Here is a 12530-nt window from a genome sequence, read left to right as displayed (position 1 = left end):
GCTTCCTTGCCCGCCCACGCTTACCAGGAGGCGAGCGCGGGATTCAGACGGGCAGGAGCCTTGGCTTCAGCCCGGTTGGCGGCCCACTTGACCAGCAGGGTCATGGCGGCGAAACCAAGGCAGATCAGCACCGGGTAGGCGACCATGATTTCGCCCAGGGAGTACTTCCAGCTCAGCGGACGGGCGATACCCAGCATCGCACCGTAGAACCAGGACACCCCGGAAACGACGCCCGAGAACAGCGCGATGGTGCGGGCATTGATATCAAGCTTGAGCAGGCTGCCGGCCTTGTCCATCGCAGGCATTACCACGCTGTGCAGCACCCAACCGTTGATGGTCAGGAGTACGACGACCAGGATCTTGGCCTGCAGCTTGGGGTTGAGGAAGTACATCGCGCCCTTTTGCGAGTAGTCCAGCGCCAGGATGCCGATACCGGTCACCCAGAGTGCGGCCAGCGCGAGCAGCACGGTCTTCTTCAGCATGTGCAGGTGTTCCTTGTCGGCAGCGGTCGAATCCGTGCCCTGGAACAGTTGCTTGATCATGGCGATATCGCTGGTCAGGACCAGGCCGATGGCCACGCAGCAGGCGATGAGGTGGGCGTAAACAACCCCCATCCGGGTCAGCTCCATGGTTACGGGCTGTTGAAGCACGGAAGCGATAACGTGAAAAAGCTCCATGATTTACCTCTTTCTAACAATTTAAGCGGCTGTACTGATGCAACAGCGGCATTGGAATTATGAGTTTGTCTGTTCGCCATTAGCCGCGAACGAAAGGCCCTGTTCGAGAGATGCGACACCTGGGTTGCAGGGCGTACATCTGCCATTGGCCTTTTTTCGAAACGAGAAAGCCCGTGCACATGAACTTGTGCATGCGGAGTCGTTCCGGGTTTTCCAAAAATGGTAGTCGCGCTATCGATGGTGTTAATGACAGGGCACGACTGAATCGCCGGGCCATAATAATCGCAACATGTGGATTTTGCTCAAAAAACGATCAAAACCCCGACCAGTGGCACTGCCGTCGATGGTTATAACAGCCCTGCAAAATGTGTGGGATCGCCTCTAAACCGGTGGTTTCCGGAAGGCCTCACCCCCTTCCACGCACCCCGAAAATTTCGGGTATCGCGAGCTGGCAAATCAGCCATTGAGTGGCCGATTTGCCACTGGTATACATGCGGCGATGGAGGTTTTCCCTGGTGACCCAGACCACGAAATCCATCTGAATCCGGCCTCCATCCCTCACGAAATCACCCCCCCCTGCAGGAGCGAATTCATTCGCGAAGGGCTGCAAAGCAGCCCCGTAGGCTGGTGCGAGCCACGCAGGTCCGACTCTACAAACCCCAACACGCCAACAACCGTAGCCCGGGGCAGCCTCCGACCCCGGCATCACTGTCCCCAGGCTGCACACTCCCCCTGTGGGGGCGAATTCATTCGCGAAGTGCCCCGCAGGGGCACCCTCACATAAATCCCCAGCGCCCGTGCAGATAGCCTTCCAATGATTCCGCTTGGTCAGCCAACCCCCTTGGCTGCCGATTGGTAACCGCTGCCCGACGAGAGGGAGATCCCCGCCTGGGGAACCGGTTCAGGGGCATCTAAAGTGTTGGGTAGTCGCGTTGTGCCATTAGTGCTGTGGCAGCGCATGCACCTGAGCGGGCAGTCAGCCGAGGAAGGGAAGCAGCGATGATGAAGGCGCTCCTCTATGCGTTCTGTGCTTGCGCTGTCGGCATATTGCTGCCGGGCTTCGCACAAGCTACGCCTTGGCCGTTCCTGGTATTCGAGGACCATTTCCACGTCCTTGAGGGCAGTGAGCTACAGATTGAAAACATGCCCAGGACCACCAACCAGCAAGGCTTCGGCAATTGCTTCGCGCATTCTGCGGCCATGATCTTCAACTTTTACGCATGCAGGTCCCAGGGGATCGATTGCCCAAGCGCGCCAACGGACCAGCTGGCATCGACCCTCGATATGACCCGTTTCGGTTCCATGCCCGATGGCGAGCCGGACTATCCGTCTTCCTACAGCAGAATCGATGAGGGCGGCTCAGGAGCGTTGGCCTTGCATATTTCGACTGTCCTCATCGGCACGGTTGCCAGCGAAGCCTGCTTCCCCTCGGAGACCCTGTACAAAGACATGGTCGCTACCGACCAGACGCTTACCCAGAAACAACTGCTCATGCAGCGGAACAATCTCGAACGCCTGAAAGAGTTCTATGAGGTCTACCGGGGTATCGTTCCGCCTTGTGCCGATTGTCCTCTGGACGACGCCGATCCGATTCTGGAATTCAGCCAGCTGAGCAACGCGCAGCCCACCGCGGAGCAACTGTATCGGGCACTTGGCGAGGCTTCGTTCGGAGCCTTCCTGGAGCGAGCCATCTTCCCCGAGCCCTGCAGTGAAACCGAAGGCAGAGCCCATTTCGAGTTCAAGGACTCCATGGTTTTCAAGTTCTACCCGAGGGCCGAGAAGCAGCGAAACTATGCGTCGGTAATGGCGGCCATAAAGAAGTCCATCAGGGCGAACAACCCTGTGCTGCTTCAGAATGTCTGCGTCAAGGAAGAGGGCGAGAGTTGCTTCAAGGGGGATGAGAATGGCCACTCCGTGGTCATCTACGGCTATCGACGCATGTGTGCCGATGATGAAATCGAGTGTTACGACGCCCTGCGGATAAAGAACAGTTGGGGTGAGCAGTGGCAGCGGGAACACGATGACGGCTGGGTGGCCGCTGGGGAAATGCTGGATTCGACGGGCTACCGGAAAGGAATCCTGAGTTGGCTCGAGTTTTCGGAGACGGACAAAGGGCAACGAGCTTCTCGATAATCCGTGAAGCCCTTGCTTTCGATCTGCCACCGGCCAACCCACTTCCTGTACAAGCGAATTCATTCGCGAAGGGCTGTAAAGCAGCCCCGTAGGTTGGGCTGAGCCTGCGAAGCCCAACAAACCCAACCACCATGCTCATGCCTTGCCGGGGATCGCGCTTCCCCGCGCCGCGGCTCACCCCTGTAGGGGCGAATCCGTTCGCCAAGTGCCCCACAGGGGCACCCGCCAGCTCGCTAACTCCCTACGGGAACGAACTCAACCACGATCGCCAGCCTCTACCACCCGCTGATACATCCGTATCAGAAACCCCATCTCGAAGGCGTCCCGCGACCGCTCGCCACGCAACCGGCTACGCCCCTCGACAAAGGCCGCCCAGGGCGACGCCGCCGCCCCATTGGCCAGGCTCAACTCCGCGGCTTCCATCCCCGCCGCCACATCCTCCAGATGCTGCAAACGCCAGCCGTACAAGGGCAGGGCGCGGCAATGCTCCGTAGCCGGCACGCAGTTCCCGACGGGTCGCTGCAGTGCTTTCAGCAGCTCCTCATCGTCCTGCGCGGCCTGCGCCGCCAACTCGAACATCAGGTACGCATCCACCAGCAGATGCTCCACCTGCACCAGCCAGTCGTTCGCATCTTCCCGGCTCTCGGGGGTCAGCGCCGCGCTCAAGTTGCTGATCACCTCCACGGTCTGCACCAGCCGAAATCTGCCCAGGTCACGAAAGGCCGCAGGCGGCGAACTGGCATTCACCTCCTGCACCTGCTCGGGGAAGTCCGACAGCCTGGGAAAACGCGCTGTACGCCTCATGCCAGGCCTCCCGGACCTTGCGATTCCATCGCCCGGTCGTGGGCCGCCTCGTAGAGCGTGCGGGCATCGGCCAGCAACAGGCGGACCACGAAGGACAGGCACGCGGCCTCCCGCTGCGCGAAGTCCGCGTTCTCGCTCTGCTCGATCATCTGCAACAGGTCCAGTACCGCATGCATGCGCTGCTGGGCGGTTTCGAACAGGTGACTGGGGCAGGCCCGCGCATTGAAGAACATCACATCGTGGTAGGGCTGGGCGGGGGAGGGGAAGGCTTTGAAGTCACGCATGGGGCACCTCCGGGGCGGAGGTGACGGCGAGGCCGAAGCTGGCGCGGAGGCGCGCGTGGGTAAAAGGCGGGAAACGCATGTCCGTTGCTCCCTCGTGTGCTTGGGGGATGCCGCCAACCCGCTCGTTGCTACACGAAATGGGTGGCGGAGCCATGCGGGGGTAGCAAACCGGTCACACGAGGGAAACCCCATCCGGCAAGGCACGAGGCCTTCCCCGCACGGTCCGCCATAGATGCTCGAAAGCAGCAAGCAGAAAAACGCAGGTGCTCAAGGCAGTGGCGCTACCGCGCTCGTGTGAGTCCGGGTTGCTACGCCCGGGTCACGGAATTGACCGTGACCGGGCCGGACTCTATCGAGGGCGCTTGTAGGCCCTCAAGGCTAAAGAGGTGTGGGAAATCTCTCTGTAGGACTGTTTGAAAGGAGTACAGAAAACGCCGTAGGAAAAGGCCTTCACCGTGCGTCGACGCGACCTCAGCCAGCCGACGCAAGGTAGCCTCGGAACCCAGCTGAAACTGCTCAAAAACTATACTGAAAATGCGGGGGTAAAGCTGGGGGGACCATGCAGGAGGGCTCGCCATGCGCATCCTCAAGCTACTCATTCTCCTCCTCGCCTGCGCCGCAGGCGGCCAGGCCCTCGCCGGCCAACCCATGCCCACCACCGGCAGCAGCGACCCGCTCCTGCTCGCCTGGAACAATGGCAACCACGGCGGCCGCCATTTCCACAGACACCACCACCACGGCTTCAAGCACAGACACTTCCGCCGCCACGACCACTTCTACGGCCACCGCCCGCACTTCATCGTCACCCCCAGGTACTACGGCGGCATCATCGTCGGCCCGCAGCCGTACTACTACCGCCACTACTACCGCAGCCCGCGCGTCGTGATTCAGTTCTACGATCCGAGGCTTGGGATATTTGTGGGGTCGGAGATTAGGGATTATTGAGGGGAAGGGTGGAAGGGGCTGGCTCTTGGAGTCAGCCCCGGGGATGGGGGGCGTCTGCTTTCAAAACGGACGTATCTTGACGGGACGTGCTGGTAATCGGATCGACGCGTTCTGCTGACAATGACTGTCGGCCGTCTTCGCAGCGTCGTGTCTGCTGGGCGGTTATCGAGACTTCCGTTCCAGATGGTCTGCCCATTTGCCCGCAAAGCGATAGAGCGGTGCGAACGATTCCGATAGCTCGATACCCAGTGGCGTGAGTGAGTAACCGCTGTCACCTGACTCCAGGATGCCCGCCTCGCGCAGTTCATTGATTCTGCTTTGCAATACCGTCGGGGAGATATCTCCCGATGCACTTCTCAGAGCCCTGGAACTCAGGGCTCCATCCCGCAGCTCCCAAAGGATTCTCAACGCCCATTTTTGGCCGAGTAGATCGAGAAGCGCCATGATCGGGCGCCGCCCCTTGAGCATCGACGAATCCACACCCTGGCTATCACGCATGTTTATCAGCCTTGTCTGCTACATATTGTGTAGCGATTATGGGTGCTACACATTCAATAGCGGAGAGTACACCATGGCCCGAATCCAGGCACTCAGCAAACCCTACCCCGAAGAAATCCAGGCGGCTTTCGATAAGATCATGGGGGCGGGTGTTCCGCCTCTCGTGCTATTCACGACGATGGCAAGTAGCGATCGTGCGTGGCGCAAGTTCAGAGGTGGGTCGCTGTTGGATGGAAATTTGCTGACGCTACGTCAAAGGGAGCTCGTCATCGACAGAGCTTGTGCCCGCACTGGATGCGAGTACGAGTGGGGTGTCCACGTAATGGCCTTCGCTCAGGCCGCCGGGCTGACCAGAGAAGACGTCGCGGCCACTTTGGATGTTCCCCTTCGTCCAGATCAGTGGACGGAGGAAGAGGCCGCTCTCCTTGCTACTGTCGATGCGCTTCATGATCGAGCGACGCTAAGTGACGAGGAGTTCTCGAGCATCAAGAAGCACTTCGATGACAATCAGATTCTGGAGGTGCTCATGCTCGCTGGGTTCTACCGTACGCTAGCGTACGTCGCCAATGGCCTCGATCTGCCCCTTGAGCAAAAGGCTGCGAGATTCAGTGAGTACCGAAGTGAAGTCGTGACCGACTGTTGAGGCTGGCCGACGTCATTGATCCGCAATCGAGCATCGGCCAGAGGCCTGAACGGCCGCTTCTGGACGCAAATGTGGTCAGTTCACCGCAGGCTGAATGCCTGAAATCCTCTGACCACGGCTGGTCGAACGGCGACCCTCTCGTACCAGCGGCGAAGGTTGGGCAAGCGATCCCACGAGATGTCTGTCTCCACTGACGACATGATGCTGTAAGCCGCGATATCCGCGATCGAGAAACAGCTCCCTCCCATGTAAGCATCAGCACTGACGAACTGCTCAGCCATCTCAATTGTCGAAAGCATGCGCTTGACCAGAAGCGCGGAGCCATCGGAAAGACCTTGGCCGCGAAGGAAGAACGCAGACTGGCTAGGTGCGATTACGTCAGTCAAAAAGAAGAAGAAGCGCTCGTACACAGTAGCTCTGGGGCCAGCGGCAGTGGGCAAGAGCCGTTCTGGAGCCTTTTCGGCAGCGTAGAAGATGATTGCGTTCGACTGAGTGAGCACAAAGAGAGACTCATCGCCCTTTCGTTCGACCAATACCGGGACCTTTCCAGCCGAATTCAGGGACAAATGATCCGCCCCTTGATGCTGGCCTTTTGATAGATCCACAAGTCGGACGGTGTACGCCAGCCCCGCCTCTTCAAGGGCGATTGCTGCCCGGATGCAATTGCCCGTGGGCGCACCGTGCAATTCCAAGATGGAGTTCATGAAGTATTTTTGCTCCTTTCTGGCTCAGCCTGTGGTTGCAGTTGGATTGCCGAGGAAAGTGGCGAAGTCGCTCAGTCATCAGATAAACCGCTCGCTATATCGCCGACTATCACACAAGCCAGGTCCCGCCGCAGCGCGGTTACTTTTTCAGTGCCGTTCAATTGCTCAAACTGTCGTTGAGCCTCTTCCCAGAGAGGAGCAGCCCTTTTGAACAAGCTCCGACCTTCCTCGGTTAGTGCTACAAGGCGACTTCTACCGTCAGATGGCGAGGGACTGATCGAGATCAATCCGCCGCGCTCCAAAAAGCCGGCCATTTTTCCCATCGCCGTCCGCTCGATATCGAGCCGCTCAGCAAGGGTATTGATTGCAGCACTCCCCAATTCGTTGAGAGCTGCCAAGGTAAGGAACTGGGTTATTCGGAGCCCCGATGGCTCAAGGTGCGCATCGTAGAAGCGAGAGATCTGCCGGCTCGCCTTCCTTATTGCGGAACAATTGCATTGGTCGATCCCTAGCGGTTGGTTACCCGGCAGCATCTCTATATTTCCTCTCTACCACTGATGATTACTCAAGCCCCGGGCGTACTGGTCACGCATAGACGTCGCGGTATTTTTCGATGAATGCCTGCACGGACAACGCGGGCGTGCCGGTGACCTTCTCCACTACGTCATTCACACCCGCGAAGACTCCCTCTCGGTAGTTCTGAGCGACTTCGACCAGGTGTTGCACCAAGGACGGCGGAAACTTGTACTGCTGCTCCATCTTAAGCTTGAACTCCTCGATCGATGTTGGCGCGTACTGGATTTCCACACCAAGCACCTCGCTCATGGCAGCAGCGATCTCGGTATGGTTCATCTCGACCGGGCCATGAAGGCTGTAAATCTTGCCCTCGTGCCCCGCAGGGTTGGCCAGGATGTGGGCGATCACCCGACCTTGGTCGTCGGTAGCGATTGGCGCGTGACGACCATTCTCGAAGGGGAACTCGATTTTTTTCTTCGCCCAGATCTCCTTCGCGAAGTGAGGGTATACGAGCCAGTCCGCGAAGAATGTAGGGCGGAGATGCGTTGTCGGTACGCCCGACCAGTCGAAAACGCGCTCGGAGATCCAGTGATCCTGTGCCAAATGACTCTTGGACTCGCGCCGCGCGGAGATCTGCGACATGTTCACGATTGCCTGTACGCCGGCCTCCTTCGCTGCCTGGGAAAAATAGGCCGCACCGTCGATGATTCCCGGTGCTAACGGATAAAGGAAATAGGCCGAGCGGATTCCTTCCATCGCCGCACGGATGTCATCGACATCGGTGAAGTCGCCTATAGCAGTTTCAACCCCACGCTCGCGCAGAGCCGCAGCCCTCTCGTCGTCCGAGCGCACGTAAGCTCGCACGCGCCTGCCCATCTTGAGCAGCTCATCGATGGCGGCCCCACCAGTACGCCCGGTTGCACCGCTTACAAGAATTTCTGCTTCGCCCATGATCGTGTTCCTCTCAATTAATTGGAGCATATGCTCTCATATGAATCAAAATAGGAGCATATACTCCTATGTGATTTACCGTAAGAGCATATGCTCCCATTGTCAACGGACTCCAACGACCGCTCGGCGGGTTGAAGAATCTGGTAGCTGCAAAACAACGCAGCGCTGCCTCTCAGCTATCGAATGGAGCGTTGTCGATCAGGTCGATTTCTGGTTGCTTGCGGTCTGCGATGCCAGCGCTGGAATGACGAGAGATCGCATCCCAGACAAGCCCCGCTTTCGATTCCGAGTAACCGTTCGATAGCGGGAATCGGCTGGCCGCCTCAGCGCTATCGACTTCAAAGCGTTGGTCGGCGGAGAACTCGTTGGTGAGCCCCAAGTCATGCAATAGCGCAGCGAGGTAATCGGTTTTGCCACTGGCACTGCGTTGATCGTGCCGCCACTCGGCTCTTCTGAGCGTGTGCCCCCTTGCCATATGGCCGCTTCTGGCCGGTTGGAGCCTGCCGCGACCGGCAGAAACCGCCCCATAGCTGCCGGAGGGAACCGGCAGAAACCGGCCAGAAGGTGCCCTTCAAGGACGGCTACCTTTGGCCGGCAGCCGCTTGCAGCGAAGCTAAATGGGCAGGCAGGTCGAGCGCTTGATCTCCTTGAGTGAGAAGCCGGTATACATCTCCTTGACGTTGCCCAATGTCCGAATGCGATGCATGGCGAGCTCATGGAAGGCGGCCATGTCCTTCACCACTACCTGCAACAGGTAATCGTAACGTCCCGAGACGGTGTGGCAGGCCACTACGTTCGGCAGCTTCAGGATGCCCTCTTCGAACTTGTGCATCGCATCCTCTGAGTGAGAATCCAGCGTGATGCTGATGAAGGCAAAAAGGCCAAGCCCCAAGGCCTCCTGGTTCAAGGTGGCGTGATAACCGACGATGACTTCTTCTTCCAGGCGTTTCAGCCGCTTCCAGCAGGCTGGTGGAGACAGGTTGATCCTGGATGCCACCTCCGCGTTCGTCAGCCGGCCGTTGATCTGAAGTATCTCCAGGATCGCGCGATCGACGCTGTCCAGTTCTGTCATGCCTTGCTCTCCCGTAATTGGTCATGGTCCGCCTCAGCCGTGTCAGAAGCTGTCCTTTGTGGCGATTGGATAATTTTATTAACCAAAATCGAGAAAAAACAAAACAAAAGGAAAGAACATTTCTTGATCAAAAAAATAACATTCAATCACGGCCCGAGCTTTCTCCACAGTGCTGATGTCGCCTTTACCCCACGTCTTCGGCACGGAGACAGGCCGCCTGCAGCCCAACAAAAACAAGTAGCCCCGGAGGCAGCTGTGAGCCTATTCAGAACCAAAAACCTCGACGCAATGATCATGAGCAGCCAGGCACCTGGCGGATTGAAGAAGGTCCTTGGCCCCTTCGATCTCGTGTTGATCGGCATCGGTGCAATCGTCGGTACAGGGATCTTCGTGCTGACAGGAACCGGAGCACTGACCGCTGGTCCCGCCCTGACCATTTCCTTCGTTATCGCAGCCATGGCCTGCGCCTTCGCCGCGCTCTGCTACGCCGAATTCGCTTCTTCGGTTCCCGTTGCCGGCTCCATCTACACCTACAGCTACGCCACCCTGGGCGAACTGGTCGCCTGGATCATCGGCTGGGATCTGATGCTCGAATATGGCCTGGCCAGTTCGGCGGTATCCGTCGGCTGGTCCGGGTACTTCCAGTCACTGCTGAGCGGCTTCGGAATTTCCCTGCCCGTTGAACTCACGGCGGCCCCGGGTTCGGTCCCCGGCGTCGAGACCTGGATCAACCTGCCCGCACTGCTGATCATGATCGGCCTGACCGCCATGCTGTCGTTCGGCATTCGCGAATCGGCGCGGGTCAACAACCTGATGGTGGCGATCAAGATTGCCGTGGTCCTGCTGTTCATCGTGGTGGGCGCCAACCATGTGCAGCCGGCCAACTGGCAGCCGTTCGCACCTTACGGCTACAGCGGCGTCTTCAGCGCAGCGGCCCTGGTGTTCTTCGCCTTCATCGGATTCGATGCCGTGTCGTCGACGGCCGAAGAAGTCAAACGGCCGGATCGGGACCTGCCCATCGGCATCATCGGTTCGCTGGCGGTCTGCGCCATTCTCTACGTCGCGGTGTCCATGATCATGACGGGCATCGTTCCCTACCGCGAATTCCTCGGCGTGGACCACCCGGTATCCCTGGCGCTTCAACGTGCCAACGAAAACTGGTTCGCCGGCTTCATCGACCTGGGCGCCATCCTCGGCATGACCACCGTGATCCTGGTGATGGCCTACGGTCAGACCCGCATCATCTTCGCCATGTCTCGCGATGGTCTTCTGCCCCAGCGCCTGTCCAGCGTTCACCCCGGCTTCGGTACGCCGTTCTTCGCCACCTGGATGGTCGGCATCGTCTTCGGCCTGGTGGCCGCCCTCGTTCCCCTGAACGTCCTCGCCGAGCTGATCAACATCGGTACCCTGGCCGCCTTCTGCCTGATCGCCGTCGCGGTCATGGTGCTGCGCAAGAGCCGCCCGGACCTCCCGCGCGCCTTCCGTTGCCCGGCCGTCCCCGTCGTGCCGCTGCTGGCCATCGGCTTCTGCCTCACGCTGATGACCTTCCTCCAGGCCGCCACCTGGATCGCCTTCGGTGCCTGGCTGCTTATTGGCTTGGCGGTCTACTTCGCTTACGCCCGCAAGCGCTCCTTGCTGAACTGACCTCCGCAGATATCGGAACATGGCTATGAAGACTGATTTCAAGAACCTGGGATCCGACACGATTCTGGCCCACGCGGGCCCCCACCCAGAAGATCACCACGGCTTCGTGAGTCCGCCGATCTACCGCGGATCCACTGTGGTGTTTCCTGACGTGGAAACGATGAGAGCCGGAAGCCAGCGCTATCAGCACGGGCGCTGGAACACCCCCTCCAAAGAAGCACTGAAGCGCTCGGTGTAGCCATCTCGCTGAATGCAGGGGCCGCACTTGTCTATTCCACACGTGTCCTCGATGCCGTGTCGGAGTTTGATAGGGGCTGATGTGAACCGGGCGCCATCAGGCGCCCGGTACATTGCTATCGAAAATTGCCGGCCCCGAAGGTCCACTTATGGCCGATCTCTGCCGGTCGTGACCGGCAGAAGTCGACCCATAGCTGCCGTTGCGTAGCCCCTCCTTGCCCTGCTGGCCACAACCGCCAGTTGCCAGAAAAGGTGCGCCAGGTTGCTGAATGCTCTGACCGCTCGTTTCGACCGGCTCCCGTTTGATTCTCCGACGTGAAAAGCGGGAGCCAGAGGAGAACTCCCTGGCTCCCACGAAACTCAGCTTCGCACGAAGGCAAGCAGGTCGGCGTTGATCGTATCGGCGTTGATTGTGGGCATTCCGTGCGAGAACCCCGGGTAGATCTTGAGTGTGCTGTTCTTGAGCAGCTTCGCCGACAGCACGCCAGAGTTCTCATAGGGAACGATCTGGTCGTCGTCGCCATGCATCACCAGAACGGGGATCGTGATGCTTTTAAGGTCTTCGGTGAAGTCGGTCTGGGAGAAGGCGACGATGCCGTCGTAGTGAGCCTTGGCGCTGCCCATCATGCCCTGCCGCCACCAGTTCCGGATGATACCCTCCGACGGCTTCGCTCCAGGGCGGTTGTAGCCGTAGAAGGGACCCGCCGGAATATCGTGATAAAACTGCGCGCGGTTGGCCGCGAGCTGGGCTTGCAGATCGTCGAATATATCTTTGGGGAGACCGCCAGGGTTGCTCGCGGTCTTCACCATCAGCGGCGGAACCGCACTGATGATGACCGCCTTGGGAACAGGGTCTTCACGATGCCGTGCGATGTAGTGGACGACCTCACCACCGCCCGTGGAGTGCCCTGCATGGATGGCTCCCTGCACTCCGAGGTGGTTGACGACCGCTGCCACGTCATCGGCGTAATGATCCATGTCGTGGCCATCCCAGATCTGGCTGGATCGTCCATGGCCGCGGCGATCATGGGCGACTACGCGAAAGCCATGGGCCAGGAAGAAAAGCATCTGCGCATCCCAGTCGTCCGAACTGAGCGGCCAGCCGTGATGGAAGTAGATCACCTGGGCGTCGCGCGGCCCCCAGTCTTTGTAGAAGATTTCTACTCCATCCTTCGTTGTGACGTATCCCATGTTCGCTTCTCCTGTGTGATGTGGAGGTCGGCAACTGGCGATGTGTTCGCCAATAGCTACCGTTCATGGCGAGAGTCCCGCACCTTTCTCGACGGGCGATGCCTGGAAATGCGGCCGGATATACACGCCTGGCTTTGCTTGTGAATGCTTGCAGTGAGCCGTTGAGTCGGTTAGCCGCTATTGCACTCTAGGATTAAAGTAAGCTTTAAGGTCAATGCTTCTTCCGAGGTG

At 59.1% G+C, this 12530-nt stretch carries 15 protein-coding genes and 1 pseudogene; 6 read left to right on the top strand and 10 right to left on the bottom strand.

Features of this window, described 5'->3' with window-relative positions; translation table 11 throughout:
- Positions 1-20 precede the first annotated feature (20 nt).
- Positions 21-677 carry a hypothetical protein gene (locus E8F11_RS00745; RefSeq protein ID WP_280286892.1) on the bottom strand — a complete coding sequence of 219 codons (657 nt, stop codon included), beginning with the start codon at positions 675-677 and terminating at the stop codon, positions 21-23.
- Positions 678-1676: 999 nt separating this feature from the next.
- Between E8F11_RS00745 and E8F11_RS00740 the strand changes: the two genes are divergently transcribed.
- On the top strand, positions 1677-2810 hold the full coding sequence (locus E8F11_RS00740) for a hypothetical protein (RefSeq protein ID WP_280286891.1): 1134 nt from the start codon (positions 1677-1679) through the stop codon (positions 2808-2810).
- A 255-nt stretch (positions 2811-3065) separates the two neighbouring features.
- On the opposite strand, the gene E8F11_RS00735 is transcribed toward E8F11_RS00740, so the two are convergent.
- The gene (locus E8F11_RS00735) at positions 3066-3614 is read right to left on the bottom strand and encodes a LasR-specific antiactivator QslA (RefSeq protein WP_280286890.1); all 549 of its coding nucleotides are present in this window, start codon (positions 3612-3614) and stop codon (positions 3066-3068) included.
- Positions 3611-3898 carry a hypothetical protein gene (locus E8F11_RS00730; RefSeq protein ID WP_280286889.1) on the bottom strand — a complete coding sequence of 96 codons (288 nt, stop codon included), beginning with the start codon at positions 3896-3898 and terminating at the stop codon, positions 3611-3613. Before E8F11_RS00730 ends, E8F11_RS00735 begins: the two co-directional genes overlap by 4 nt.
- A gap of 576 nt (positions 3899-4474) precedes the next feature.
- Between E8F11_RS00730 and E8F11_RS00725 the strand changes: the two genes are divergently transcribed.
- Positions 4475-4843, top strand: coding sequence for a hypothetical protein (locus tag E8F11_RS00725; protein ID WP_280286888.1), 369 nt, complete (start codon positions 4475-4477; stop codon positions 4841-4843).
- 162 nt (positions 4844-5005) lie between these two features.
- Here the strand turns inward: E8F11_RS00725 and E8F11_RS00720 are convergent, their stop codons facing one another.
- On the bottom strand, positions 5006-5341 hold the full coding sequence (locus E8F11_RS00720; RefSeq protein WP_280286887.1) for a helix-turn-helix domain-containing protein: 336 nt from the start codon (positions 5339-5341) through the stop codon (positions 5006-5008).
- A gap of 73 nt (positions 5342-5414) precedes the next feature.
- Here E8F11_RS00720 and E8F11_RS00715 point away from each other — a divergent pair, with 73 nt between their 5' ends.
- On the top strand, positions 5415-5984 hold the full coding sequence (locus E8F11_RS00715) for a carboxymuconolactone decarboxylase family protein (protein WP_280286886.1): 570 nt from the start codon (positions 5415-5417) through the stop codon (positions 5982-5984).
- An 80-nt stretch (positions 5985-6064) separates the two neighbouring features.
- Here the strand turns inward: E8F11_RS00715 and E8F11_RS00710 are convergent, their stop codons facing one another.
- From E8F11_RS00710 to E8F11_RS00690, 5 genes are all read right to left on the bottom strand, one after another.
- A complete protein-coding gene (locus tag E8F11_RS00710; protein WP_280286885.1) occupies positions 6065-6688 on the bottom strand; it encodes a glutathione S-transferase family protein in 624 nt (207 codons plus the stop codon).
- A 71-nt stretch (positions 6689-6759) separates the two neighbouring features.
- Positions 6760-7221, bottom strand: a complete 462-nt coding sequence (locus E8F11_RS00705) for a MarR family transcriptional regulator (protein ID WP_280286884.1) — start codon at positions 7219-7221, stop codon at positions 6760-6762.
- Positions 7222-7273: 52 nt separating this feature from the next.
- Positions 7274-8155 (bottom strand): NmrA family NAD(P)-binding protein, encoded by an 882-nt coding sequence (locus E8F11_RS00700; protein ID WP_280286883.1) that lies wholly within the window; start codon positions 8153-8155, stop codon positions 7274-7276.
- Positions 8156-8327: 172 nt separating this feature from the next.
- A complete protein-coding gene (locus tag E8F11_RS00695) occupies positions 8328-8630 on the bottom strand; it encodes a hypothetical protein (protein WP_280286882.1) in 303 nt (100 codons plus the stop codon).
- Positions 8631-8768: 138 nt separating this feature from the next.
- Positions 8769-9227 carry an Lrp/AsnC family transcriptional regulator gene (locus tag E8F11_RS00690; protein ID WP_280286881.1) on the bottom strand — a complete coding sequence of 153 codons (459 nt, stop codon included), beginning with the start codon at positions 9225-9227 and terminating at the stop codon, positions 8769-8771.
- A gap of 255 nt (positions 9228-9482) precedes the next feature.
- On the opposite strand from E8F11_RS00690, the gene E8F11_RS00685 reads away from it, so the two are divergent.
- The 3 genes and pseudogenes from E8F11_RS00685 to E8F11_RS00675 form a co-directional block, all read left to right on the top strand.
- Positions 9483-10871 carry an amino acid permease gene (locus E8F11_RS00685; protein WP_280286880.1) on the top strand — a complete coding sequence of 463 codons (1389 nt, stop codon included), beginning with the start codon at positions 9483-9485 and terminating at the stop codon, positions 10869-10871.
- Between the two features lie 25 nt (positions 10872-10896).
- Positions 10897-11109, top strand: a complete 213-nt coding sequence (locus E8F11_RS00680) for a PLP-dependent transferase (protein ID WP_280286879.1) — start codon at positions 10897-10899, stop codon at positions 11107-11109.
- Positions 11094-11189 (top strand): annotated as a pseudogene (locus tag E8F11_RS00675) (carboxymuconolactone decarboxylase family protein); the annotation flags it as partial. The gene E8F11_RS00680 and the pseudogene E8F11_RS00675, both read left to right, overlap by 16 nt.
- A gap of 279 nt (positions 11190-11468) precedes the next feature.
- On the opposite strand, the gene E8F11_RS00670 reads toward E8F11_RS00675, so the two are convergent.
- On the bottom strand, positions 11469-12299 hold the full coding sequence (locus tag E8F11_RS00670; RefSeq protein WP_280286878.1) for an alpha/beta hydrolase: 831 nt from the start codon (positions 12297-12299) through the stop codon (positions 11469-11471).
- Positions 12300-12530 lie beyond the last annotated feature (231 nt).

The organism is Pseudomonas sp. BN417 (assembly GCF_029871205.1).
Classification (GTDB): domain Bacteria; phylum Pseudomonadota; class Gammaproteobacteria; order Pseudomonadales; family Pseudomonadaceae; genus Metapseudomonas.
Note: the sequence above shows the minus strand (reverse complement) of the source record. Positions and strands in the feature narration are given on the sequence as shown.

Coding starts and splice junctions, on each gene's coding strand:
- E8F11_RS00670 (WP_280286878.1), bottom strand. CDS start 12,299: ATGGGATACGTCACAACGAAGGATGGAGTAGAAATCTTCTACAAAGAC.
- E8F11_RS00695 (WP_280286882.1), bottom strand. CDS start 8,630: ATGGCAAGGGGGCACACGCTCAGAAGAGCCGAGTGGCGGCACGATCAA.
- E8F11_RS00745 (WP_280286892.1), bottom strand. CDS start 677: ATGGAGCTTTTTCACGTTATCGCTTCCGTGCTTCAACAGCCCGTAACC.
- E8F11_RS00680 (WP_280286879.1), top strand. CDS start 10,897: ATGAAGACTGATTTCAAGAACCTGGGATCCGACACGATTCTGGCCCAC.
- E8F11_RS00725 (WP_280286888.1), top strand. CDS start 4,475: ATGCGCATCCTCAAGCTACTCATTCTCCTCCTCGCCTGCGCCGCAGGC.
- E8F11_RS00710 (WP_280286885.1), bottom strand. CDS start 6,688: ATGAACTCCATCTTGGAATTGCACGGTGCGCCCACGGGCAATTGCATC.
- E8F11_RS00720 (WP_280286887.1), bottom strand. CDS start 5,341: ATGCGTGATAGCCAGGGTGTGGATTCGTCGATGCTCAAGGGGCGGCGC.
- E8F11_RS00715 (WP_280286886.1), top strand. CDS start 5,415: ATGGCCCGAATCCAGGCACTCAGCAAACCCTACCCCGAAGAAATCCAG.
- E8F11_RS00740 (WP_280286891.1), top strand. CDS start 1,677: ATGATGAAGGCGCTCCTCTATGCGTTCTGTGCTTGCGCTGTCGGCATA.
- E8F11_RS00705 (WP_280286884.1), bottom strand. CDS start 7,221: ATGCTGCCGGGTAACCAACCGCTAGGGATCGACCAATGCAATTGTTCC.
- E8F11_RS00730 (WP_280286889.1), bottom strand. CDS start 3,898: ATGCGTGACTTCAAAGCCTTCCCCTCCCCCGCCCAGCCCTACCACGAT.
- E8F11_RS00700 (WP_280286883.1), bottom strand. CDS start 8,155: ATGGGCGAAGCAGAAATTCTTGTAAGCGGTGCAACCGGGCGTACTGGT.
- E8F11_RS00735 (WP_280286890.1), bottom strand. CDS start 3,614: ATGAGGCGTACAGCGCGTTTTCCCAGGCTGTCGGACTTCCCCGAGCAG.
- E8F11_RS00690 (WP_280286881.1), bottom strand. CDS start 9,227: ATGACAGAACTGGACAGCGTCGATCGCGCGATCCTGGAGATACTTCAG.